The sequence below is a fragment of the Prevotella sp. LMAG:51 genome, assembly GCF_008680225.1.
Lineage (GTDB): Bacteria > Bacteroidota > Bacteroidia > Bacteroidales > Bacteroidaceae > Prevotella > Prevotella pectinovora.
This window is the reverse complement of record NZ_NALQ01000005.1, coordinates 84,317-108,447: the sequence shown is the minus strand read 5'-3', so window position 1 is coordinate 108,447 and position 24,131 is coordinate 84,317. Positions and strand designations below refer to the sequence as shown.

The 24,131-nt window shown below is 43.5% G+C and carries 20 protein-coding genes; 15 read left to right on the top strand and 5 right to left on the bottom strand.

The genetic code is table 11. The features are described from left to right. Positions 1-27 precede the first annotated feature (27 nt). Together tig and lptB are read right to left on the bottom strand one after the other, a co-directional pair. Complete coding sequence (gene tig, locus CCC32_RS02265; protein ID WP_042518330.1) at positions 28-1,386, bottom strand: trigger factor; 1,359 nt, start codon at positions 1,384-1,386, stop codon at positions 28-30. Between the two features lie 462 nt (positions 1,387-1,848). Further along, positions 1,849-2,664, bottom strand: coding sequence for an LPS export ABC transporter ATP-binding protein (gene lptB, locus CCC32_RS02260; RefSeq protein WP_287072005.1), 816 nt, complete (start codon positions 2,662-2,664; stop codon positions 1,849-1,851). A gap of 1,626 nt (positions 2,665-4,290) precedes the next feature. Here lptB and CCC32_RS02255 point away from each other — a divergent pair. The 10 genes from CCC32_RS02255 (at position 4,291) to CCC32_RS02210 (ending at position 13,844) form a co-directional block, all read left to right on the top strand. Next, complete coding sequence (locus CCC32_RS02255; RefSeq protein WP_287072003.1) at positions 4,291-4,593, top strand: hypothetical protein; 303 nt, start codon at positions 4,291-4,293, stop codon at positions 4,591-4,593. A gap of 404 nt (positions 4,594-4,997) precedes the next feature. Beyond that, on the top strand, positions 4,998-5,219 hold the full coding sequence (locus CCC32_RS02250; RefSeq protein ID WP_287072002.1) for a DUF6140 family protein: 222 nt from the start codon (positions 4,998-5,000) through the stop codon (positions 5,217-5,219). Positions 5,220-5,231: 12 nt separating this feature from the next. Next, positions 5,232-6,941: a dynamin family protein gene (locus CCC32_RS02245; RefSeq protein ID WP_287071999.1), complete on the top strand. Its 1,710-nt coding sequence runs from the start codon at positions 5,232-5,234 to the stop codon at positions 6,939-6,941. Position 6,942: 1 nt separating this feature from the next. Further along, complete coding sequence (locus CCC32_RS02240) at positions 6,943-9,075, top strand: dynamin family protein (RefSeq protein WP_287071997.1); 2,133 nt, start codon at positions 6,943-6,945, stop codon at positions 9,073-9,075. A gap of 5 nt (positions 9,076-9,080) precedes the next feature. Then, the gene (locus CCC32_RS02235) at positions 9,081-11,273 is read left to right on the top strand and encodes a dynamin family protein (RefSeq protein ID WP_287071995.1); all 2,193 of its coding nucleotides are present in this window, start codon (positions 9,081-9,083) and stop codon (positions 11,271-11,273) included. Further along, positions 11,270-11,923, top strand: a complete 654-nt coding sequence (locus CCC32_RS02230) for a hypothetical protein (protein ID WP_287071994.1) — start codon at positions 11,270-11,272, stop codon at positions 11,921-11,923. Before CCC32_RS02235 ends, CCC32_RS02230 begins: the two co-directional genes overlap by 4 nt. Before the next feature lie 381 nt (positions 11,924-12,304). Next, positions 12,305-12,517 carry a hypothetical protein gene (locus CCC32_RS02225; protein ID WP_287071992.1) on the top strand — a complete coding sequence of 71 codons (213 nt, stop codon included), beginning with the start codon at positions 12,305-12,307 and terminating at the stop codon, positions 12,515-12,517. A gap of 5 nt (positions 12,518-12,522) precedes the next feature. Further along, positions 12,523-12,756, top strand: coding sequence for a hypothetical protein (locus CCC32_RS02220; RefSeq protein ID WP_287071990.1), 234 nt, complete (start codon positions 12,523-12,525; stop codon positions 12,754-12,756). A 363-nt stretch (positions 12,757-13,119) separates the two neighbouring features. Then, positions 13,120-13,533 carry a hypothetical protein gene (locus CCC32_RS02215; RefSeq protein ID WP_287071989.1) on the top strand — a complete coding sequence of 138 codons (414 nt, stop codon included), beginning with the start codon at positions 13,120-13,122 and terminating at the stop codon, positions 13,531-13,533. Positions 13,534-13,682: 149 nt separating this feature from the next. Next, the gene (locus CCC32_RS02210; protein ID WP_287072063.1) at positions 13,683-13,844 is read left to right on the top strand and encodes a hypothetical protein; all 162 of its coding nucleotides are present in this window, start codon (positions 13,683-13,685) and stop codon (positions 13,842-13,844) included. 105 nt (positions 13,845-13,949) lie between these two features. Here CCC32_RS02210 and CCC32_RS02205 read toward each other — a convergent pair whose 3' ends face one another. The 3 genes from CCC32_RS02205 to CCC32_RS02195 form a co-directional block, all read right to left on the bottom strand. Continuing rightward, positions 13,950-15,374, bottom strand: a complete 1,425-nt coding sequence (locus tag CCC32_RS02205) for an AAA family ATPase (RefSeq protein ID WP_353756078.1) — start codon at positions 15,372-15,374, stop codon at positions 13,950-13,952. Between the two features lie 207 nt (positions 15,375-15,581). Beyond that, positions 15,582-17,159 carry a PD-(D/E)XK nuclease domain-containing ATP-binding protein gene (locus CCC32_RS02200; RefSeq protein ID WP_287071987.1) on the bottom strand — a complete coding sequence of 526 codons (1,578 nt, stop codon included), beginning with the start codon at positions 17,157-17,159 and terminating at the stop codon, positions 15,582-15,584. 77 nt (positions 17,160-17,236) lie between these two features. Further along, positions 17,237-18,658 (bottom strand): ATP-binding protein, encoded by a 1,422-nt coding sequence (locus tag CCC32_RS02195; RefSeq protein ID WP_287071985.1) that lies wholly within the window; start codon positions 18,656-18,658, stop codon positions 17,237-17,239. A 468-nt stretch (positions 18,659-19,126) separates the two neighbouring features. On the opposite strand from CCC32_RS02195, the gene CCC32_RS02190 reads away from it, so the two are divergent. From CCC32_RS02190 to CCC32_RS02170, 5 genes are all read left to right on the top strand, one after another. Beyond that, complete coding sequence (locus CCC32_RS02190) at positions 19,127-21,304, top strand: hypothetical protein (protein ID WP_287071983.1); 2,178 nt, start codon at positions 19,127-19,129, stop codon at positions 21,302-21,304. Then, the gene (locus CCC32_RS02185; RefSeq protein ID WP_052484572.1) at positions 21,304-21,867 is read left to right on the top strand and encodes a DUF4112 domain-containing protein; all 564 of its coding nucleotides are present in this window, start codon (positions 21,304-21,306) and stop codon (positions 21,865-21,867) included. Before CCC32_RS02190 ends, CCC32_RS02185 begins: the two co-directional genes overlap by 1 nt. 443 nt (positions 21,868-22,310) lie before the next feature. Next, a complete protein-coding gene (locus CCC32_RS02180; RefSeq protein WP_287071979.1) occupies positions 22,311-22,538 on the top strand; it encodes a hypothetical protein in 228 nt (75 codons plus the stop codon). Between the two features lie 3 nt (positions 22,539-22,541). After that, on the top strand, positions 22,542-23,168 hold the full coding sequence (locus CCC32_RS02175) for a hypothetical protein (protein ID WP_044065806.1): 627 nt from the start codon (positions 22,542-22,544) through the stop codon (positions 23,166-23,168). Between the two features lie 10 nt (positions 23,169-23,178). Next, positions 23,179-24,111: a helix-turn-helix transcriptional regulator gene (locus CCC32_RS02170; protein WP_287071977.1), complete on the top strand. Its 933-nt coding sequence runs from the start codon at positions 23,179-23,181 to the stop codon at positions 24,109-24,111. Positions 24,112-24,131 lie beyond the last annotated feature (20 nt).

Sequence of the window (24,131 nt, the reverse complement as noted above, 5' to 3'; positions counted from 1 at the left end):
ATCAGAGATTTTTTTAATCAAAATCTATTATTCGCCCTTCATCATCTCGTTGAACTCGTCGAGAGTTGCCTCCTTCGGAGTGAGCTTCACTACATTCTTGAGTGTTGCAACGAGCTTGCGGTCGATGCTGCGGTCAACGAGTGAGTCAACGAACTCCTTCTTCTTCAGCATATCGTTGGCATAGTTCTCGAGATACTCCTCAGGAACGTTTGTCATGCCATACTGAGCAAACTGAGCGCGGGCTGCCTCCTTGGCTGTCTCCTTCAGGTCGGCGTCGTCGATCTTGATGCCGTTTGCCTCAACGAGCTGCTCGCGAACCAGGTGCCATGTCAGCTCCTTGATGCTCTGCTCGTAGTTGTCCTCAACGAACTTCTCGCCCTTGTCCTTGTTCTGGGCGAGCATGAAGCGCTTGAGCAGTGCGTCCGGATACTCCAGCTTGCCCACCTTCTCCTCGAGATACTTGCGCAGGTCAACGAGGAACTTGAAGTCGCCGTCGTTGGCGAGCTGCTCCTTCAGACCCTCTGCGATCTTCTCGCGGAATGCCTTCTCGTCCTTCACCTCATCCTTGCCGTAAACGGTGTCGAAGAGCTCCTGGTTCACCTCTGCCTTTACGAAGCGGGAAATCTCTGTCACCTGGAAGCTGAAGTCTGATGTGAGGTCTGCCACCTCTTCCTTCTTCATCTTGAGCAGTGAAGAAACCTCAACGTCGCTCTCCGGGTATGCCTTCTTAGGGTTGAAGGTGATGATGTCGCCGAGCTTGCAGCCCTCGAAGAGCTTCTTCTGGTCTTCCACCTTGATATAATCCGGCATGAGGACAGCGCCCTCTACGGTGATGCCGCCTTCCTTGGTGTTGCCGTTCTCGTCGAGCTCGCGGATGTCGCCCTTGAGCATATCGTTTGCCTGATACTCCTCTGCCTTGTCGTAGTGGCCGGCACGAGAAGCGAACATATCGATCTGACGGTTCACGAGGTCGTCGTCAACCTTGATTGTGTAGTAGTCGAGAGTATCCTTGTCGGTGAGCTCCACCTTGAACTCTGGAGCCACGGCGATATCAAACTTGAACACGTATGGAGCGTCCTTCTCCAGGTCTACAGGCTCCTGACCCTCGTTTGCCATTGGCTCGCCGAGCATCTTGATCTTGTTCTCGTTAACATACTTATAGAGCTCCTCGCCGATGATCTTGTTGATCTCCTCAGCCTTAACGCCCTCGCCGTACTGTCTCTTTATCATGCCCATTGGCACCTGTCCCGGACGGAAACCTGGCAGCTGAGCCTTCTTGCGAAGGTCTTTCAGTGTCTTCTCAACTCTGTCCTGGAAATCTGCAGTCTCCACTGTCAAGGTCAACAGTCCGTTCACCTTATCTGGATTCTCAAAAGAAATCTTCATTTTTCGTTATTCGTATTTTATATGATTATTATTTTTCTCTGTCTCTATCGCTTTATACACCGAAGGTCACCAAGACCTGCCGCCAGTCAGCAGCCTCTCATTGCCCTCGCCCCATTCGCCCTCGTCCCTTTCGTCCGGCACCAGTCCCTTATGAAGGTTAGGATGGGTTTCTCGTCCATTCGCCCGGTATCCAGTTCCTTCCCTTTGGGAAGGTTAGGATGGGTCTCTTCCATTCACCCGGCACCAGTTCCTTCCCTTTGGGAAGGTTAGGATGGGTCCAGGTTAGGATGGGTCCAGGTTAGGATGGGTCCAGGTCAGGATGGGTTTATGGATTCCATATATATAATAATGTATGGCCCACAACCTGTCGATACAAGAGGGGCACGCACACTAATGGCTTGCAAAATTAATTATAAAAGGTGTAAAGACCTAAAGTTTTGGAATTTTTAACAAACACAGGACTTACTCCCTTCTCGCTCTCTTCCTCTCGTCCACCTCCTGGAAGTTCTTCTGACGAAGTTCGAAATCCACACCGAGATATTTCTCCCTAACGATGTCGTTGGCGGCAAGTTCCTCCGGACTGCCCTTGAAGAGGATCCTGCCCTCGAAGAGCAGATAGGCACGGTCGGTGATGGTGAGCGTCTCCTGCACGTTGTGGTCGGTGATGAGAATACCGATGTTGCGGTATTTCAACTGCCACACCACATGCTGGATGTCTTCCACGGCGATCGGGTCGACGCCGGCAAACGGCTCGTCGAGCATGATGAACTTAGGGTCGATAGCAAGACAGCGGGCTATCTCCGTGCGGCGGCGCTCTCCTCCCGAAAGACGGTCGCCGAGGTTCTTGCGCACCTTATGCAGGTCGAACTCGTCTATCAGCGTCTCCAGTTTGGCGAGCTGCTCCTTGCGGGTAAGGTCGGTCATCTCGAGCACCGCCATGATATTGTCTTCCACACTGAGTTTCCTGAACACGCTCGCCTCCTGGGGCAGATAGCCCACACCGGCACGTGCTCTTTTATACACGGGATAGGTGGTGATGTCCTTGTCGTCGAGATAGATATGACCGGCATTGGGCACAATGAGTCCGGTGGTCATATAGAATGAGGTGGTCTTGCCGGCACCGTTCGGACCGAGCAGTCCCACGATTTCGCCCTGCTTCACGCTTATCGACACGTCGTTGACCACCGTGCGCTTGCCATACTGCTTCACGAGGCCTTCGGTGCGCAGCACCATTCCCCCGCTCTTGTTCTCCTGCTTTATATTCTCGCTGTCGCTCATTATATAGTTTGAATATCGTTATGTCTTTCCGTCAGCAGCGCCCGGACTCGTGTCGCCACTCACCGTCCGCCACAATACGAACTGCAAATATACCCAATAATTTATAAAGAGAGCCTCTCCCACCCACATTTCCTCTCCATCTTAATTCTTTTTAACCCCTATCAATCATTAGGGCTTGAATGGAATTTGACTTTTAAGGAGTGCTGACTTATCCGTGATTCTCGGCTATCCTTGATATTTTAAACGGTATCCATCACCGCAGGTCGACGAGCACTATACACTCACTGATATTGTCATTCCGTGTTTCTCACAGAAGACTGATTTTCATCGATTTGTCATTAACCAGAGTAATCTGCATCAACCAGTCTTTCACAGAACCAGAGTAATCTGCATCAACCAGTCTTTCACAGAACCAGAGTAATCCGCATCTCCCCTTCGGGGGAGAACGAGAGGGGGCTGAAGTGATTGACTGAAGTGATTGGCTAAAGAAGTCTTTGACAAAGTAGAGTGAAATCCGTTTAAATTTTTTGTCCATCGCCAAAGGCGCATGGACACTATATTATCACAGATATAATTTCCCGTGTTGCCGTTGTGCCCCCAGCCTTCGGCAGGGACACAAATCAAAAAAAGGAACACGGATAGCACTGACTTTACACGGATCAGTCTTTACACGGATTCATTTTTTGAAATATTGAGCTAATGATTCTTGGATTTTGGTTATGGATTTAGTTGGATTTGCAAGTGCTGGAGCACTTCCTTTCCTGGCGGTATCGGTGTTGTTACTCTGCATATCGACATCAGCCCCCACCTAACCTCCCCCGAAGGATAACCCATCCTGACCTTCCCCAAGGGAAGGAACAAGTTACTCTGCCAATTGTCATCAGCCCCCACCTAACCTCCCCCGAAGGGGAGGGACAGATGGTCTTGGTTCGTCTCAAACAAGTGGACAAGCAGGATTCTGCTTAAGCCCAAACGGAGTTTGCCATATCGGGGACAAATGGGCAACATCCGTGCAGCAAACATGCCCAAGTGGGGCAACGTGCTTGCCCGTGTTGGGCAACGTGCTTGCCCAAAGTGGGCACGCTGCTTACCCCGGATGGGCAGATTTGCTGTCAGACGTCTGCCCAATAAGTTAATCCAAAGGGTCATTAGGCAGTTCAATGTAATATTTTACAACTGCTTGCTGCTTTAGCCTGTTATAAGGCGTCTTTTACTTGTTTTTAGTAATACCAATATTCCTGGTTTCAGGATTCTACCAACGCATACAATTCCTGTCGTCTGAATTCCTCACATCCGACAATTCCTTTCATCTGATAATCCCTCACATCTGACAATTCTCTTTTCATCAGCCAACCATCCAGACAATTGCCTGACAATCGCAAAACAGTCAACTATCTGTTTGTCAGGATATTACAACGAAAAACCAGACAATCTGACAATTTTTTGAAAATTCTTGGTTTTTCTAAAAATCAGCGTTATTGGCAACTTTTCCTCCAGCTATGTCATCTTTTGGCACCCACAACCTATACCTTTGCCGTCGCGACACCAAACAGCACCACCATGACAATAAAACCCATATTACGCAAGATACTCATAAAAGTGATAAAATTCCTTTGCCTCTTTATCATGACAGCAATCACAAACGTATGCTACTTCGAAATCGGACATGACAAAGGATGGCCACGAGCCGACATCATGTACTCCCACTACCACAAGACCGTTGCCGGCATCATAGCCCACATCCCCTCCCCTGCCAATACGATAGTCAATGGCTTCGACTACATCAGTGACAAAATGAGACTCATCACGCAGCGACAAGAGTACCGGAAACCAGAAAAAGAGGAGCCTACCAAGATTTTTCAATGGAAAGATGAGGATTATCCGAAACTTTTACTACATTTGCAAATGGAAGGGCAGCAACAGCGTTAGGCACAAAATCCTGAAGCTGGCAGCCCCGGAAATGACGCAAGAAATCTTGTGGACGCGAGCAAGCAAATAAGGGTGTACCAATATAACTTGTGTGCACCGTGACGGTTCTGTAAGTTGAAATCTGGTAAATTTGAACTGAAGTAGAAAAGAACTGGAATTTGTTTGAGCGAGTCTGCACCATGATATGGTGTAGGCTCCTCTTTCATATCCTCTTTTCTACGGGTTTTACCAGAGCCTAACTTACAAGGGAATATCGAGAGAAGGAGTCTACGCCTTTCTTTCCCTCTATGAACCATTATGAACTTGTACGGGTCAAGGCATCTGATTATCTTTGCATACAGTATATAATAATCGTACCTTGTCCCACAACATCGATACGTCAAACAACTTAAAACTTACAGCCTATGAGTAAAGTTTTTCAAGTAAGGCCGAAGCGCATCAAGCGTTCCAACGGCACCGTACTAACCCCCGATATGGTAGTGACGGTAACCACTCATCAGCACACCACCACCCCATTCTACAACGGCGCCAAAGAGCTTCAAGAAGTCTACATGCGCATCTACGCCTTCGACTACAAAAAAGCATGCTGCAACCAAAATGATTTTGAATTTAAGAAGTTGGACTAAAAACTATATACAATGGAAAAAATCAATCAGTACGTTTCTTTAGTTAATCAAGCATTCACTGTAGCTAAAGAGAATTTTAACAATCCAGAGTCTTTAAAGAAGGCTGAGTCAGATAAGGAAGCTTTGATTAGTTCTCTCGAAAAGGATTCTTTCATAAAAGTTCCTTTCGTGGGAGACTTCAATGCAGGTAAAAGTTCGTTGATAAATAGTATGTTGGGAATTGATATCCTTCCTACTAATATACTGCCAGAGACCGCTGTGTCTTATGAGTTGTATTTTTCTTCAAATGAAAAGCTTGAAGTTTGGCTTGACGATAAGTTGGTGGAAACAGCTCCTATTTCGCAGCTTAAGTCATTACAGTTGACACCGAGAAATTTTGTTAAGTTGTATCTCAACAATCCTATCGTAAAGGAATGGAATGACAGAAATATTGTTGTTGTTGATATGCCTGGTATCGATTCTGGTGTAGAGGCTCATAACAATGCCATCCTGCATTATGTACTGGATGGAACTTTTTTCATTTTAGTAAGTGAAGTAGAAGGTGGAACATTACGATTGAGCACTCTTAGCTTTATTGAGGAAATAAAGAAATATGGTGTTCAGTTGGCTGTAGTTGTTTCTAAAATAGACAAGAAGCCAGAGCAAGAAGTGCAGGGCGTCAAGGATAATGTGGAGTCTGTTGCTAAGAGAATGTTGGGTGAATCAACCATGGTGACTTCTGCATCTGCTGTAAATAAGGATTTCAACGGTGTTCTTGATATTTTGAGTTCTATTGATGCCGAGGAATTGATAGTGAACAAGTATAAGGGACAGGTTGTTAACTTCATTGATTTATTAATTGTAGAATTGCAACTACAGATGAAGCTCATGCTTTCTGACAAGTCTGATTTCTCTGAAAAGATAGAGAGTCTAAAAAATGCACAGGCTAAGGCTGTGGAAGACTTGAAGAGAAAGGCTGAGTCTGCTCAGTCTGTAGAGAGTTCTGCTGATGATATCCTTGATGATATCTCAGAGGCTTTGAGAGAAAAGGCTGGTTATATTGCCACTCTTTTGTATGGCCAGACAGATGGTAATGCCTTGAATCAGGAGATTCTTACCATTATACGCCCGGTTATTGTTAACTCACTGAAACGTGAGATTACAGAATATTCCGACGTTGTAGGAGGTGCCCTTCAGGAGTTTATGGTAAATGTGGACACAATCATCAACGATAAGGACAACAAGATGCTGTCTGGAGCAGAGGAGATTATCGGCAACATGCTTGGTAAGGACATTCTTGAAGGTCTGTTAAAGAAGGGACTTGATCAGTTGGCTAAGAAACTTGTTGCTTACAAGGGTTTGGGCGAATTGGTTAAGATGTTGAGCAAGATTCTTGGTCCGCTTGTTACTATCCTCATCAATATCATTCCTGATATTATCCGTATGATCTTTGGAAAGAGCAAGGAGCAGAAGATAGAGGAGATCAAGATGAAGTTTACTTCTGAGATTGTTTCAAAGATTATCGAAGCATTGCGTCAGCCTATTGAGGATATGATCAAGGAACAGCGTGCTGAGGTTTACAATAATGTTTCTGCACTCATTGATTCTGAAACACAGAAGTACAACGAGAACATCAATACTATAAAGAACCAGCAGCAGGAAGAAGAGAAGGTTGTGGCTCAGAAGGTCGCTGCCCTAAATGCTGTAGTGGAGAAGTTGAATGCTTTAAAAGCTCAAATCTAATATGGGATTTGATGGTATAAAAAATAAAAGTGCAAGCATGGGCAAAAAGCCCATGTCTGCATTTTTGAAAGTCAATAAATATGAGAATCCGCAGACTGTGTTGGATTTGATATCGCATATCTGTACCTCTGGTATGGATTTGTCTGTGAGAGATGAATTTACGCCGTATCGTGATAAATGTAGTCAACTTGAGGAGGATTATTCTAAAATTAATACAAGAGAAGCAGAAAATCCGTTTGTAGATGCCTCTATAAATGATTTGACTGAAAGTTGTGCTGCTCCTTTTGCGATGATGCCGGTTTATCTTGACCATTCAGGTTTTAGTGATGCTATAAATGTCGCAGTTGGTGGAGGTTATAGTTCTGGCAAATCTTCTTTCCTTAATAATATTACTGGAATTGGTGCTGTTCTTCCAACCGGAATAGAACCAGTGTCCATGATTAATACCTATATATCTTTTTCTGATCAGATAACAAAGTTGATTGTGTCTGGCAAGAATTGTAAAGGGCATGTCGTAAAACTTAATCGTGAGGTGTTGGATTGTATTCAACACTCTTCCAAGTCGAAGATTTATGTTTCTTCCGTTTTAGACGAACTATATCTAAATGTACCAGTTTCTAAAGAACGTGAGTATTTAAAGGGTTTGGTGTTCATTGATACTCCTGGATATAATAATTCAGACAATGCCAATAAAGAGAATGGAAAGAAGGATATAGATACAGCTATTGATGCTTTGCAAGATTCTGACGCTTTGTTTTGGTGTATAGATGCTGAAGCAGGAACTATCTCACAACGTGATATAGAAATGCTGAATCAGCTAATAGATTACAATGATGGTAATTATCCTTTTGTTATTGTATTTAATAAAATGGATAAGAAACCTAACAATGATCTTGTTAAAATCTTGCAGTCAGCAGAGAAGATATGTAAATCCAGATTGAAGATACAACCAATAGACATTATTGGCTTTTCTTCAATAGGAGAAAGTGCCATATATTCGTTGAAGAATAAGCAAAAGGCAACTACACGAGGTGGGGTGATGAAAGTCCTTGCTTCGATTCTTTACAAAATGAAGGATGGTTTCTCTAATACTCGTTCTGTTTCTTATTGGACAAATTGGCTTGCTGTTTGTTTTGATCAGGAGATTAAAGACTGTGATGAATCGCTTGCTGATTTGGAAAAAGATAGAAAAGAATTGGCAAAGAAAAAGGCTGATGCTTTCTCTAAATCAGAAACTTCTAGCGAAGAGAAATTTTCATTCGTAAAAGATCATTTGCCAGTGGTTGAAGATGTAATCATTAAATCCTATGATGAAATTCTTACTTCAAGAGATGGATTGATAGATCTTTTCAATAGAGCAATGAAGGGATGGTCAAAAGCTTTGGATCGAGAAGACCAATGGGCTGAAAAAACTGGTTTCTTTAGTGATGCTTCAAATTTGCAAAGACAATCAAATAACGCCGTAAATGAATATAATAGAATAATGACGGCTGCTGAGGAGAACTGTGATGAATTTCAATTTTGGAACACAGAATCACGTAAAGAAGATTTGGACCTCATAAGACAAGCTTACGAATATTATGATTCAGCTGATGAAGATGTTCAAGATTCTTTAAAAGAAGATTATGACAATACAGTTGCCTCCAAAGAGACGATTTCTATCTATAAGAGTTTTCTCCAAAAGAAGAAACAAGAGATTGTTCATGTATTTACCACGTGTTGTGAAAATGCAATAAAGAAGAACGAAAAGCGTTTGCGTGCATTGCTGAACATAAAAGAAGAAGAAGAAACAGATGTGTTCTCTGCTATTGCCAATGACAATATGAACAGATTTCTTGATTGCTTCTCAAATGGAGTTGACTTGACAAAATGTAATAGTCAGGGATATTCTCCATTGACATATGTGGCTAAGAATAGCAATAATGCTATGATGAGGTTTTTGATTGATCATGAGGTTGACCTCTCTCTAAAGGATAAAAATGGTTATAACGCCTTGGAGACAGCTGCTATCTATCATTGTCAAGACATATGCGAACTTCTTATTAATGCAGATAAGGGTTTGTTGATGGAGTCGCAATCGTTGACGAAGTTGGCTGCTAATGATCGATTTGAAAATTGGATCTCTAATTTTTAATAAGTATGGCTATAAATATAAACAATTATAATGATGTATTTGGAAAGTTAACCAAAGCGGTTGACATTGCAAGTGCGTCAGATAATGAAGAGATAAAGAAGATTTTCTCAAAGATAAAAGAGAAAGTTTGCGACATAAAGGAAGGTGGTGACCGCTTGAAACGTGACAACGAGATATTGAAAATAGGTGTCGTTGGTCAGGTGAAGGCAGGTAAGTCATCATTCCTCAACTCGCTGTTGTTTGAAGGTGAGAATGTGTTGCCAAGGGCATCTACGCCAATGACAGCCGGCTTGACAGTGTTAGAATATGGTGAAAAGAATGTGTTCTCCGTTGAGTACTACACGGCTAAGGAATGGGAAAAGTTTGAGGACAAGGCCAAAGAATATGACGACTTCGTAAATAACGTGAAGTCGATGAATCCTGCGTTGACAGATGAAGAGGCAGCAAAGATGGCGAATATCCCAGATGAGCTGTCTGCCGCAAAAGAACTTATATCACGATGTACTCGTGTTGCCAAAAGCAAGGTGGGAAAAGCTTCTGAAGAGAATGACTTTACTGATATTAAGGATTTGCAGGATATACTTGAAAACTTTGTCGGCGCAGACGGACAGTTCACATCTGTAGTGAAGAGTCTTACTATTCGTCTGAATGATGAGCGACTTAAAGGAATGAGAATCGTGGATACCCCAGGTGTAAACGACCCTGTGGTGTCTCGCGAGCATCGCACACGTGAGTTCTTGCGTGAGTGTCACGGTGTGTTTTTCTTGAGTTTTGCTTCACGTTTTTTTGACAGTACAGACGTTAATTTCCTAACCAATCGTATTGGTTCGCAAGGTATAGGTACCGTAGTGCTTATTGCAAGTAAATTTGACTCAGTACTACAAGATTCTGGCTCAAAGTTTGAAGACGATTTGGGTAATGCGATAGAAGATTGCCAAAGACAGTTGAAAGCTCAGTTCAGACGCAACCTTTCTGGTTCAGACTATAGGGGTGAAGAACCTCGTTTTACGATGAGTTCCGGTATCGGTTATTCTATCGCTAATAAAAAGCCGTCAGACTGGGACAGTATGGAGAGCCATGTCGTAAAACAGATGAAGAGATTCTATCCGAGTTTCTTTGCTTCTGACAGTGATATAAAGGTTACGTTCAATGAGCTTTCACAGATTGATGATATCAGAAAGGATTATCTGGATGGTGAGTTCGTGAAGAATCGTGATAAGATTATCTCAAGCAAGGTAAACAGCTATTTTGGCAATGCTACAAGCGAAATTAAAGCAATCTTGAGTGATGGCAAGGCCAATCTAAATGAGCGTAACAATGCTCTTTGTAAGAAAGATATTTCTCAGATAGAATCAGTTCGTGATGCTACTCAAAAGGTAGTTGAAAAGATTGTGAAAGATATAGACTCTTTGGCAAGCAAGGCTGATGATATGGCGGAGCAGGCAATGAAGGAGTGTTGGAATTGTTATCAGACACCTTCTGTTAGAGTTTCCACTAAAGAGGAGGGTGTCACATTCGTACGACAGTCTACTTTTTGGGGAAGGGATAAGGATGTATCCTGCTCCTACAAGAAAATCGACGAGCAGAAACTTGTTTCTGAGGCAGAAAGTCAGGTTCAAGCTGCGGCCGAAAAATTGTCAACTGATTGGAATAGCAAGTCGGGTGAACTTATGAATTCAATAAAAGATACTATCGGAAGCCTTATTGCGGAAGCTGAGCAAAAGGATTCGGAGGCTAAGTTTGATGCAGATGGTATACGACGTATTCTTGGCGAGGTTCTTGCCTCAATGAGCAATTCCACTGTTATGAATATTAAGGATTTGACAAATAATGTTGTTGGACGTATTATGGATATCGCACAAGACAGTGATGTGTCTTTTAGCGTAGGTTCTGTTGATGAGGCTACCGCAAAGAATATAATATCTTCAAGAGCAAGAGAAGTGCGTCATAAGGTTGAAAACGGTTTACGTGATCTGTTTGATGAGTTCAATACGGATATAAAGAAAGAACTTGATAAATCGAAGAATGAAGTTATAAGTATTTTTACAAGGCGTAAGGACGAGTTGAACACTAAGGCAAAGAGTTCCGTTAAAGATTATCTTGATTCTCTTGAAAAAGAATTAAAGGACAAGAAAGCACAGCTCGAGAATTATAAGAGAGCTATTGCAAGTATTAACGAAATAGAGAAAATATTATGAGCGTAAAAGAAAAATATATAGCTGCTCTGAATGACGAGCAAGCTAAGATGGTTTCGTATGTTAAGCAGATGACTGCGAAGGTTACATTTCCAGAGACAGCCGTAACGACAAATTATATAAAGCCGGCTAAGCATACTGTTGCTTCGGGGATATGCTTAGCAGGTGGCGCTTTAAGCATTGCTGTGGGGCTCTATTTGGAGAAGAATGGCATCTCTGCAGTTGGTGGAGTTGCTATGGCTTGTGGCGCAGGTTTGTGGGCAATAGATAGAAAAAAGAAACCGATTGCAAAACAAGATATTGCTTATTATAAAGTAACAAGTCATTATTATAAGGCTCTCTCCGATATCTTTAAGCATATAACAAATAACTGGACTGATTCATTGGTAGAATTGAAAAGTAAGTTGAAGGCAGAAATAATGCTGCAAAATATTTCTGATGAAGAGAAAAACTCTGCCATTCAAAGTGTACTGACAACTTCGGTTGTTGATATGTCTATGGCTGATGTATCTTCAAAACTTGGCAAAATAGAGCGAGACCATGATGAAGAGGGTTATAAGAATTATGTTGCTATCTTTGAGAAGAAATGCATAGAGGCAATAAATAATGCTTATGAAGAACAGAAATCTGTTTACGAACGTCTGCAGTTTTAATTGATTATAAATCAGATACTGGATAGTTTTTTCATGGATTGTCCTGTTCTATGTTCCTAATATCTACTCAGAAATAAGAACTTTATTTTCTAAGCGACTTGCTTATCTGAAGAGTATTGCAATATAAGACACTAATACTTTCATCAACTAAATTTTAGCTTGATTGAGACTATAATTAATAGTCATCTCACTGGTTATCGAATTTTGCATAACATAATGTTTGTATTAGAAATGAGAATATAGAACAGGACACCATAGATACTTAAATCAATATTAACTACAATGGCAGAATCAATATCCTATTGGCTTAGTGTTACGAATCAAAGTTAAATTAGCAGTATAAAGGTCAATCCTAAATCAAAACCAGCCAAGGTTGACAAAATGGACGAGTGTCTTTGGTATAAAGATAATGAGATTGATGGGGCTAATTTATTTCTTAAGAAGCTTAAAGAATTTCTGAAAAAAGAATATCCTTTTGTAATAGAACGAGCAAAATGGATGAACAAGGAATGGTTTAATAAAGGCTTGATTCCAAAAGACTCAAATAAGAGTGAATTTATGAAATACAATAAATATAGAATAGAAAACAGATAAAGAATATGAATACAATAACTGGTTTTACATTTTATGATAGCTTAAATAAGCTGACTGTTGGAACATTGCTTTTGCTTCTGGTAGGAGGAATGATTGGAGAAAAAGCAGAAACGAATATATTGTTTTTCGTCACAGCTTTTATCATTGGTATTTTCTATCAAACAATTATAAAATGCTTAACACCTTTCCTGACTAACAATTTGCACATGATAAAAAAGCACATGAAAATGTCATACTGAAAAATAAATATATAACCAAAGATGATTATCTGGAAGCCTATTATAATGTAGTAAAAAATGGATTCTTAATGAATATTCCAACACTTGAGGCTCATGAGAATTTCCTTAGAAATATATGGCTTATTTGTCTTATGTATTTAATTGCGGTACTCGCTGACTGTTGTCAAAGTTCCATTAGTGAAATCATATGTCAATATAGTAAGTGTGCGATTGCAATGTTCCTTTTACTTTTAATAGTTTTCATACCATTTGTATGGTATAAAATTCAAATGAAGATTTTTGAATTGGTATGGGAAGGAGACTACTATGCAAAAGACTAAATCCGAAAACTAAATCCGAGTTCACCCTTCAATGTATTAATATATGAAGTTATCAATAACTTATGCTGATCTGCAGGATTATGTGGCTGATCATTTTCACAAGACTGTAAATGTGGGGTATGTGGATGGAGATACGATGTCGGTCTCTGTTCCTATAAAGGTGTTGGGCTTTACGAAGAATGTAATTATAAACATTATCGTGAAGGGGATTGAGGGCACGGATTTGTTCTTGTCGTATGACGGAAAAATGGGCATCGACCTGCTTGTTTCGCCTGCCATCTCTTATGCTAAGAAACTTGTACCTGAGAAAGCAGGCTTTGTGGAACAGATGCCTGGCAACATCGTGAAGCTTCGTCTTGGCGATATCTACAAGTTGCAGAAGGTGTTTGAAAAGGTGGCGCTGAAGGGCATCCGCTTTACTCCAGAGAGCATCGAAGCAGACATCGCTTTGCTGTAATACCGTTTTGGTCTGTTTTAATTAATCAACTTGTGGCAGATAGCTGATATAGCCTTAATTATATATATAAAGCCCACGTAACCCATCTTATAATGAAGTAAATTGCCTATATTTGCATATTATAATTAAGATTAAGGCAATGGCAAAAAATGGAACGGCTATTGGTTTTTGCAGATTTCAACTGGCTCGAAAAGCCTGAACTGGTAAGAGAATTGTGTTATGAGAAACTGCGCGGTTCTGACAGCTATGCCTTTATCCGAACGCAACAAAGCGAAAAGGGCGGAGAATCACAAGACATCCAGTTGCCCTGATATCAATTCTGATTTTACTAACAATCAAAATAACGACTAATATGGTGACCGTAAATATGACTGGTGGATGTGCCCTACCTCAACGTTCAAGCCTATGGCATTGAGTCACTTGAAAAGCTGTTCCATTGTAACTTCGCTATGCACCAGGCTATGATGCAGACCATCTGCAACACCATAGGTAGTAACGAAGGTGATAACCAATGAAAACTTAGTTTTGGTGGTGCTTTGGAATAACTCCAATCGTTGTCTTAGTAACTGTTCGTATGCTTCGGTAATACGAAACTCCGATTTGCTTGATTTCATTTCACAAAGATGAATGATGCGGTCAGCACGTTTGATAACCAAATCTATCTGACCACCCTTTTGTCCTTCGCATGCAGTCTGGCGCCATGATGACACTTCTGTAGCCATTCCAGAAATTCCTAATGCACTTTTAATACAGTCTGTGTGCATAAGACATATTATTTCAAACGTAAGCCCTTGCCATGTTGATACTTGGCGCGACTCAAAGTTATGGCTCCACCAATGTTCATCACCTGAAATATCCTGCATGATGAACTTGTAATAGAAAAGGGTGTAGAAATCAACTAAACGATAGATTGTATCTTTGGTCTTATGTCCAAAATTCTGACTCCGTGAGATGAAATCACAACGTTCAAGATTTGTCAGCACACGGGTAAGAGTTCCTCCTGTCATCCCTGTAGCTTTGGATATCTCATTACGAGACATACCGTCATGATGGGCGGCCAATGTCTTAACAACGCTTATGTACAAATCGGCATTCGAAAACAAAGCATTGTATAATTCGTCAAATTCGTTTCGCATGATGCCGCCTTGGGCAAAAAACAGTCGGTCTACATTCTGCACAAGACTCTCTTTTGCATTGATGAGGCTTAAATAGAATGGAATACCCCCAAATATCATATAGCACTGCAATGTCTGGTATCTGTCCCACTTGCAGTGTTTTCTTTGAAGATACTCTTCTGTCTCATGCAAGGTGAAAGGTCTGACATAAATGCTGCTTGTAATACGTGCATGTAATCCTCCTTGGTTTTCAATCAGATTGTCAACCATCCATGACGTGGCCGAACCGCTGGCAATGAACACAATATCACTGCGACGAGCAGCCCAACCATTCCAGAAATTTTCCAATGCTGCAACGAAGTCTGATTTCTGTGTGTCTATCCAAGGCATTTCGTCTATAAACACCACTTTCTTCCTGCTTGCATCGAGCGAATCAAGATATTCCTCAAGAGCATCAAAGGCATCGAACCAATCGGCAAACTTATCAGGCTTAACACCAGACAATTTCTTCAATGCACGCGCAAAACTTGTAAGCTGTCTTTGGCGTGAAAGATTATGCCCTCCTACAAAAGTAAAGTCATAATGCCCCTGATAATACTGGTCCACAAGAAAAGTCTTGCCAACTCTTCGCCGTCCATATACTATCACAAATTCGGAACGGTCGGATTCCATTGCTCTTTTGAGTTCTTGACACTCTCGCTCTCTACCAACAAGTTTATTCATCATGCTAATATCTTTATAAATTAACAGTCACAAAGATAATGCCAACCGAATGCATAACAACAAGCTTGCTTGACTGTTATGCTGAGGTGCTGCTTATCTTATGCAAAGATAATTATTTTATTGCAGTAGAAGTTAAAAAAGCGGCGATTATTTACCCAAATCTAATTCTACAACAACGATTTGGGTAAAAAATCCATGTTTTTTTTGCATTCATTCCGCTCTCTTCCAGCCTAAGAGTCCCTTTCCTTCTTCATCAAGTTCAATGCCCAAACCTATGACTTGGCGCTTGTCGGCCTTGAAATGTTCCATATATTGACGGTTGAGGATTTGTTCGGTAGCAGCTTCCTTACCGCCGTTGTTATGTAGTTTCAGTTCAATGACATAGATGTAGCGTGAGGTCTTCACCGTCATGTCGATTCTGCCGGTAGACATCATGTGCTCTACCTCTACGTTCAAGCCGATGGCATTGAGTATGGTGCTGATGATGAGGCGGTAACGTTCCTCCATATCCATAGATGCAAGCTTCTTGTTGCTGTATGGAACGTCGGCGATGAGGGCCTTCAAAGATTTCATGGCTTCGTCTATCTGACCAGTGCCCAATTCTCTGTATAGGCAGGCTTGCAGCGACAGTATTTCGTTTTCTGAGCGCATGGCAAGAGTAGGCAGCACCGTTTCGTATAACGCTTGTTTTACTTCCTCATTAGGGAACCCCAATATATAACCAAACTCGTCACTTTCCTTTATAGTGAGATATCCCGATTGATATAAGAACAATTCGGCACCGCCTCCAGTTACGTCTGACAGTTCCAAGGTGTTGCGCATTACAGAGCATTTCTCATAGTTACCGAGGCGAAGTTCTATGTTGTCAACAAACTTTGGAAGTAGGGATGTTGCTCCAGAAGAAGCCCAGAAGTTAATTATTTCTTTTGATTTCAGCGCATTGACGAGGCTGTATGGATTGTAAACATCCACCATATTGCGACGACTGAAGTGATACCCGTCGTAATATGCTTTCAATCTGTCGTGGGTTTCCTGTACAGACCAACCGTTTGCTTCGCTCATCTGTTTGAGTTCTGGCATAAAGTTCTCTTCAATCTCCTCCTCGGTAATGCCGCAGATGGCTGCGTATTCTGGCATGAAGCTGATGTTGGTCAGATTGTTGAGGACAGAGAAGAGAGATATCTGTGTGAACTTGGTGATGCCGGTAATGAAAACGAATTGTTCGTACTCGTCGTCCGCCTTTAGTATGGCAAAAACTTCACGGTATACTCCAGTACATTTTTCATGATCGGGCGTTCTCCATGAATGTTGCAATGGAGAGTCGTATTCGTCTATGAGAACCGCTACTCTCAGCCCGGTTTGCTTATATGCCGTGGCTATAATGGCGTGGAAACGATCGGCAAGCATGGCAGTTGGATCTGGAGTAATGTTGTATTTCTCCTCATAATCCTTGAAGCGCAGGTTCAGGTAAGAGCGCAGAGTGTCTTCGTTGGCACCTCCACGGCTCATGTCGAGACGTATGACAGGATACTGCTTCCAGTCTTTCTCCAGCTGCATAATCTTAAGTCCTTCAAACAGGTCTTTTCTTCCTTCAAGGTACGACTCCAGCGTATCGACAAGCACAGACTTGCCGAACCGACGAGGGCGGCTCAAGTAATTATACTTTTCTCCCAAGTTTACCATGTTCCATACGATGTCGCTCTTGTCCACGTAGAGGTAGTTTTCCTCCCTGATAACCTTGAACGACTGAATGCCTACCGGCAATCTCCTGAATCTTTTGTCTGTCATATCAGCGCCTCCTATTTGCCTTGTTAATGCCTTATTTCTGCGAAGATACATTATTTGTACGAATAATCCTTGTCAACTTACATATTTTTGTTTGAAAATGTTTCTTGCAGCCACACCTTCCCATATTTCATCTTCTGCAGATTCTCCAATGCATATAGCGGAACGATGGTTATATGACGCACGGCATTGTCAGCTTGAGAGTCGGTGTAGCAGAATTCTCCGAAATTCTCGAATGAGCAGCGGATTGCCTCTGTAAGATGTTTCTCTCTCATGAATAGCCATAGACTCTTCATGCCACCCTGCGTGCCAGACTTTATCTCTATCGGGGTGACTTTGAGATTAAAGATATCGAGATAGTCTATTTCAGCAATGCTATTCCCACTTTTCTCCCAATAGAACATCCGTTGTCGCTGCACGCATGGTTTATTTCGCAAGATTTCAAGACCAGCCACCATCTCGACCAAACCACCTTTGTTGACAAGTTCTTGAGGATTGCCAGTCATGATCTGCTCTATAAGATGCTGCGCAAGATTTCCTTCAAGCTGCAAAACCGTAAGAAGGAGTCCCGAATCAAGAAACAGAATCTTCATGTTTTTTTCGTTCGCCTCTGCATCAAGCGGAATACCAGTTCCAGAGGTGGCGACGACAGGAGTGGTTAGTCCGGCAAGCGTCAGCAGCCGGACAGCCTCTCTGATTTGTGAACTTCTGTAGTCTGCGGAGATTTGTTTGAATGTAATCTTCTCTCCTGGCTGATGGCAGATGCCACGCATTGTCGTTCTCAGCAAATCGGGAGAGACCCTTTTCTTGTATTTGCTGAAGTCGTCATCGTATGTCAGAATAATATCCTCTTGAACACGGCTGCATTGGTTGAAATCGTGAGTCTTGATCCATGCCAGCACAGCCTCAGGCATTCCGCCAACCAAAAGGTATATACGGAAATATTCTACGAGTTTTTCATGAAAAGCATCATCCAAAGGGTGTCGGCTGTCAGCTTGCCCTTTCATGTCTATCAGTCCATTTTCATCATTCGCTTTCAGAAACTCATCAAACGTCATAGGATACATAAACAAAGTGTGTATGCGTCCCACGCCATAAGTAGGTAGTTCTTGAAGCGTGAACTCCAGAAGGGAACCAGCCGCAATGACATGCAACCCTGGGTAGTCTTCTTTGAAAAAGCGCAATGCCATGATGGCTTCCGGACACTCCTGTATCTCGTCAAGAAACAGAAGAGTTTCGCCCTCTTCTATTGGGACATTGATATATTTTGCTATCTTTTGCGCAATCAAGCGTATGTCTATATCTCCCTGGAAAAATGTCTTGACGGCTTTGTGACGTTCAAAGTTTACCTCAGCGAAATACTTGAATTCTTTTCCAAAATGTCTTACTGCCGACGATTTACCTACTTGTCGGGCACCTCTAAGCAGAAGTGGTTTCCTCATCGGATTATTCTTCCATTCCAACAGTTCTACGTCTATGTTTCTCTGAATATATTCCTGCATAACGAAAAGTACTTGATTATCAAGCACAAAGATAAAGATTTTGCTTTATTCCGACAAATAATCCCTACTGTTTTTGCTCAATTCCGACAAATAATCCATACCTTTCTTGCTCAATTCCGACAAATAATGCATATCGGCTCGTTTACTTGTCTATTCGTCTACCGACAACATATCATAAACATTCGAAACATGGGGTAATTATTTTTCCAGCAATGTCACTATTTGGCATAGCGACGCAGTAACTTTGCACCCGTAAAGTACAATAATAATATAACGACTATACGAAAGATGAAGAATAAGGAAGTCGGTTGCAACCATTGAACCATTATGGACTTGTAGAGTTCGCAACTTATCAATACCTTTGTCTTTCGAAAGCCAGAACCGGTCAGTAGGACAAGTAGTTACAAGACACTACATCAGAGGGCACAATGACCGTTATTGGGGTAAATGGTCTAAATCTAAACAGATATGGGAAATCAAGAAATCTACAAAGTGATAAAGTCGATTGCCGACGAGCTGTGCAGAGACAACAAGACTTTTCTGAGGGCAGACTTGGCATTTGAGCTGAAGAAGTATGGCGTAAAGAGCGACTCTTCTGAAGTGGAAAGCCTGGTATTTGGAGCCTATAGCTTCTACAAAAACGACAGTAACATCAGCATCGCTTTCGTGACCAACAATTCACGCACTACACTCGTTGCTGACTACAAGTTGAACAACTGTCTTGAACAGAGACGTATGGACGATGCCCTGGCGATTGCAGAGAACGAACTGCAGGTTACGGCAAACTCTTTTGACACGTTGCAGCACATGGTGTTGCAAAACCTTGAGACTGCCATGGTTCAGGGGGCATCAAAAATGACAGATGTGCTGACCGGCACGAGTGGAGCCAAAGAGGTGAGGAGCAAGGCGTCTGCCATATTCGACAGATACACGAAGCTGGTAGAGGCTTACAGATATGCCGAAGACAACGTGCGCGACAACATCAGCGACTTCACTTCGCTGCGCAGCGACATTGAAGCCACTTACCGTGAATACGCCATGAGACTCATCGACATCTATGGCGACTCTATCAAGATGGTGTCGCCAGAACTGTTCGACTTCAACCGGATTGAATGGCTTGATGTGGACAATATGCTCAAGGAAATTGAGTTGGAATACAACAGGATTCAGGAGAAATGCGGCTTTCTGATTTCCAGGATTTCAGAGAGTTTCCGCACCTCGCTGCAAGAATCCATGAACGCTTACAAATCTACTGCAAACAGCAACAAGACACTGGGACTCGCCATGGCTGGACTTGGAATGCTCAACCACTATATGGTTGCGAGCGAAGAGACCAACCAGCTGCGCGGCGACCTGCAGGTGATGCAGACCAGCGTGAAGCACGACGCCACTCGCATAAAGGCTGACATGTCACGACTGCTCGTGATATACAAGACGCTCAACGATATCGTGATACCGAAGGCGAATGTATATCTGCGTTTTGCATCCAGATTGATGGATTCCGATTTCAAGTCGATGACAGACACGCTGTATGGAGACGCCAACGTGAGGCCGCTCGAGGAGGAGCGTCAGGCTTTGCTCAGGCAAATAAAATCCATCGAAGTGGAGATGAACGACCATCTGCAGAACATCGATGTCTATAAATCGATGGTAGCAGAACTCACCACCATGCTGGAATCCAAACGGCCAAGCTATCAGAAAGCCAAAAGCCGCAAACCGTCGAAGCCTTTCTTTCTGGTGAACTTGCTGACATTCGGCAACGCCAACCGCAACTACTACCGCAATTATTCTGAATGGGATGCCGCTTGCGCTCCGCTTATCAGGGAGTATGACAACATGCTGGTGGACCTGAAGCTCGACAAGGAGGAGCTCCTGTCGCATCAGGAAGCGGTGGATATGGTGAAGAGCGAGCATTCAAGACTGTCAGGAAGGCTGGATGCCGTGTCGAGAGATATAAGGAGCAGGATTGTCAGCTCCGACAACCTGAAGATCAAGACTCTGAAGTATCTCAGAGATGTGGTGGCGATGCTGAAGCTGGGACGGGAGATTGCCGAGAGCAAACTCGACGACAAACTGCTCCGCACTGTGGAGATTTCTGACTTCAAGGAAACCACCAAGATGCCGGCTGACATCGAGGAGAACCTGACGGAGTTTACGAATGTATTGGCAGACAATCTGCATGTAGACCGACGCATGACAAACCGTCTGCTTGATGATGTTGCGGAGCTGGCCGGCGAGAACAACAAGAAACTGCAAGGCACCCAACCTCAGCAAAAAGCCAAGACACCGGCATATACCGAAGAGGAGCTGGATATGGTGGAGGCAAAGGCTGAAAAGACGTTGCAGCAAGGCATCGCCCTGTTTGACAGTGTGGCGAGACTCAAGCTCCAGCAGCTGAACGGAAGGATTGCGGCTGCCGCATACGACGAACAGTTGAGAGAATACACGAAGACTTTCAAGGGGTATCTGGACAAGATTGATGACAAGAGCGCTTACCTGCGCAAGATCTTCACGCGTATCAATCTGGCAGACAACGAGGAGGAACGCAGACAGGCTATGGAGATGCTGTCTGACCTCAGCGGATACTCACTGAGCATGGAAGACTTCACTGATTTTATGAACGGAAACAAACAAATCGAATTATAATGGAAAGTTCAAGAAGACAACAAGCCCAGAGTGATCTGGGAATGAATTTCGAGAGAGAAGACCTCAAACGCAATGCGGCTCTTGCCAAGGAGCAAGAGCGAGTGGAAAAGAAGCAGGCAAAACGCGAGCAGATGATGAACCGCTCGTCTTACCGCATGATGGTGAAAACGGCAAAGTATATGGATAAATACTATCTTGATCCACTCATCGGACTGATTCCGGGAGGTGTCGGAGACACGATATCAAGTTTGCTTGCCTTCCCGTTCATATACTATAGCCTCTGTGTAGTGAAGTCTATTCCGCTGACCTTGGCTGTCATATACAACATCCTGATAGATGTCATGCTTGGAGCCATACCGGTTATCGGTAATGTGTTTGATATATTCAAGCGTTCGTATGTTGATAACTTGAAGCTGATTACGGGCTATATCGAGGATGATAAGGAGATAATCAACAAAGTGCGAAAGAAAGCATTTGCCACGGCAGTGCTTATAGCCATTGTATGTTTGTTGATTTACTTGGTAGTAAGGGCTGCAATATGGGTGGCCAGCCGGCTCTTCTAACCATTCTAAATATCCACAAAACGGGTACAAATCGTGCCCAACCGGGGCAAGCACGTTACCCACTTGGGGCAAGCACCGTGCCCAACATGGGCAAGCACCGTGCCCATTTTTCAATGATTGGCGACCATTTTCCAGTGGTGTGGTTTTATCTTTTATACAAGATAAATTCGGGAACAAAGTTTCTTTTTTTATCTGCCATGCCACTATTTGGCACAGCTTCGTAGTATCTTTGCAACCGTAAAACAAAAATAATAACATGACGACTATAGGGAAGACAGAGAAATTGAAGTGTATCTGCAATCCATGAACCATTATGGACTTGTAGGGGTCACAACTTATCAATACCTTTGTCCTGCCAAACCAGAATCGGTCATCAGGAATGCAATATCCACAAGCAGACGGGGCGATTGGGGGCTATAGTCCAAACACGAAAGGAATAGCTTATGTTTAGAGGAATGACAAAATTTGTCTGCGATGACTGCGGACATAAATTCAAGGGAATGGACTGTGAGTATTGCGCCACGGCGTTCACCGCCCCGGTAAAATGCCCTGAATGCGGCAGTTGGCACACCCGACCTTCTTCCGGTTTGTTTTTCAGTTCTAACAAATACATCTATAAGGAGATCTGGAAGACATTGGATGAAAAAATGAACAACACTGAAAAACAATAATATATGAACGACGGATTATTCTTTCGTCCCTTCGTCGGCTCGTCATACGCCGACGGAGGACTCTTCGGCAAGCGCATAATGGTGCTTGGCGAGAGCCACTACTGTGATGAGGGCTGCGCCGACTGCGGCGACTGCCTTCGTCATCGGGAGTGTATGGAGTTCACCAATGGTGTAGTGAAGCAATATCTCGACGACAGAGTGGAGCGGCAGAGATGGATGCAGACGCTGCTGAAGTTCGAGCGCTCGCTCGTGGGCAGGGAGACCGATCAGACATTGAGACAGAGGATATGGCAGTCGGTGGTGTTCTACAACTATCTGCAAGTGGCAATGGGAGGTCCGCGTGAGGCTGGTACTTCTGCGCAATACCGCCAAGCCGGCGAGGCACTGTTCTGCATGATGGAAAAATACCAGCCAGAATATCTCATCGCATGGGGCAACCGCCTGTGGGACAAGCTTCCCGGCGAGCGCTGGACCGATGGCAGGGACATCATCGTGGATGGCTATCGCGTGGCAACAGGAACTTATACCCTGGCAAGCGGCAGACGGGTGAAGGTGATGGCTGTGAACCATCCGTCGGTGGGCTATTCGTGGGACTACTGGCACAGGGTGATAACGGAATTCTTGGGATAAAGGAGACGATATGGACAACAGAGTGAAATTCTATAGCTGGCTGATAACGCAGCTTAGTCGCCAGCCTATGACATTTGCTGAGATTGCCGATGCCTGGATGGATGCTACGGCTAATGTTTACAGGGAGGAGCTGCCGCTGCGCACGTTCCACCGCTACCGCAAGTGTATAGAGTCGCAGCTTGGCATCATGGTGGAATGTGGCGGCAAGGCTGACGGCTATCGCTATTACTTGAAGAAAGACCCCGTGGAGTGTGACGAGATAACGGAGTGGATGCTCAGTGCCTTGCGACTGGCATCGCTGCACGACATGCTGCAATACCACAACAAGGTGATGCTCGAGTCACCACCCCACAACTCCGAATACCTCGAAGACATACTCTCTGCTATAGACAAGCAGTATCTGATAAAATTCCACTACGCCACGCCATTCGGCGTGGAGAAGGACTTTGCCTTGTTGCCTGCTTTCGTGAGGTTATTCAAGCAGCGCTGGTATGTCATTGGAGTGAACGAGAAAGAAGAGGTGCGCTGTCTGCCGTTCGACCGCATCACCTTCATGGAGACAGTATGCAAGAAACATCCTCTGCCGGCAAAGATAAAGCGGCAGCTCAACCCCGAAAACTACTTCGACGGTTGTTTCGGCATCATGCGTATGGAGGAGGAACCGATAGAGAAAGTCCGCATACGTGTATTCTACCCCGAATACAACTATATAGAGGAGGTGCCGCTGCACGACAGTCAGGAGAAGGTCGGCGAGTATGCCGACGGTGCGTATCGTGAATACACGCTCCGTGTGCGCCCCACCCGCGACTTCCTGCAGGAACTGCTGTGGCACGGACGCAACATCATGGTATTGAAGCCGGAAAACCTGCGGCAGAAGATGATTGCAATATTGAAAGACATGACGAAGAGCTACGAAACGGGAGAGTGTCTCAACGGGGAATAAACGCCTAACGCCCTGATGAA

What these genes read in the sequence shown, in the direction of transcription:
- CCC32_RS02255 (WP_287072003.1), top strand. Translation starts at nt 4,291, where the DNA reads ATGACAGCAATCACAAACGTATGCTACTTCGAAATCGGACATGACAAA.
- CCC32_RS02200 (WP_287071987.1), bottom strand. Translation starts at nt 17,159, where the DNA reads ATGACAGACAAAAGATTCAGGAGATTGCCGGTAGGCATTCAGTCGTTC.
- CCC32_RS02245 (WP_287071999.1), top strand. Translation starts at nt 5,232, where the DNA reads ATGGAAAAAATCAATCAGTACGTTTCTTTAGTTAATCAAGCATTCACT.
- CCC32_RS02230 (WP_287071994.1), top strand. Translation starts at nt 11,270, where the DNA reads ATGAGCGTAAAAGAAAAATATATAGCTGCTCTGAATGACGAGCAAGCT.
- CCC32_RS02190 (WP_287071983.1), top strand. Translation starts at nt 19,127, where the DNA reads ATGGGAAATCAAGAAATCTACAAAGTGATAAAGTCGATTGCCGACGAG.
- CCC32_RS02235 (WP_287071995.1), top strand. Translation starts at nt 9,081, where the DNA reads ATGGCTATAAATATAAACAATTATAATGATGTATTTGGAAAGTTAACC.
- CCC32_RS02210 (WP_287072063.1), top strand. Translation starts at nt 13,683, where the DNA reads ATGGAACGGCTATTGGTTTTTGCAGATTTCAACTGGCTCGAAAAGCCT.
- CCC32_RS02175 (WP_044065806.1), top strand. Translation starts at nt 22,542, where the DNA reads ATGAACGACGGATTATTCTTTCGTCCCTTCGTCGGCTCGTCATACGCC.
- CCC32_RS02185 (WP_052484572.1), top strand. Translation starts at nt 21,304, where the DNA reads ATGGAAAGTTCAAGAAGACAACAAGCCCAGAGTGATCTGGGAATGAAT.
- CCC32_RS02250 (WP_287072002.1), top strand. Translation starts at nt 4,998, where the DNA reads ATGAGTAAAGTTTTTCAAGTAAGGCCGAAGCGCATCAAGCGTTCCAAC.
- CCC32_RS02240 (WP_287071997.1), top strand. Translation starts at nt 6,943, where the DNA reads ATGGGATTTGATGGTATAAAAAATAAAAGTGCAAGCATGGGCAAAAAG.
- tig (WP_042518330.1), bottom strand. Translation starts at nt 1,386, where the DNA reads ATGAAGATTTCTTTTGAGAATCCAGATAAGGTGAACGGACTGTTGACC.
- CCC32_RS02195 (WP_287071985.1), bottom strand. Translation starts at nt 18,658, where the DNA reads ATGCAGGAATATATTCAGAGAAACATAGACGTAGAACTGTTGGAATGG.
- lptB (WP_287072005.1), bottom strand. Translation starts at nt 2,664, where the DNA reads ATGAGCGACAGCGAGAATATAAAGCAGGAGAACAAGAGCGGGGGAATG.
- CCC32_RS02170 (WP_287071977.1), top strand. Translation starts at nt 23,179, where the DNA reads ATGGACAACAGAGTGAAATTCTATAGCTGGCTGATAACGCAGCTTAGT.
- CCC32_RS02225 (WP_287071992.1), top strand. Translation starts at nt 12,305, where the DNA reads ATGGACGAGTGTCTTTGGTATAAAGATAATGAGATTGATGGGGCTAAT.
- CCC32_RS02215 (WP_287071989.1), top strand. Translation starts at nt 13,120, where the DNA reads ATGAAGTTATCAATAACTTATGCTGATCTGCAGGATTATGTGGCTGAT.
- CCC32_RS02220 (WP_287071990.1), top strand. Translation starts at nt 12,523, where the DNA reads ATGAATACAATAACTGGTTTTACATTTTATGATAGCTTAAATAAGCTG.
- CCC32_RS02180 (WP_287071979.1), top strand. Translation starts at nt 22,311, where the DNA reads ATGTTTAGAGGAATGACAAAATTTGTCTGCGATGACTGCGGACATAAA.
- CCC32_RS02205 (WP_353756078.1), bottom strand. Translation starts at nt 15,374, where the DNA reads ATGATGAATAAACTTGTTGGTAGAGAGCGAGAGTGTCAAGAACTCAAA.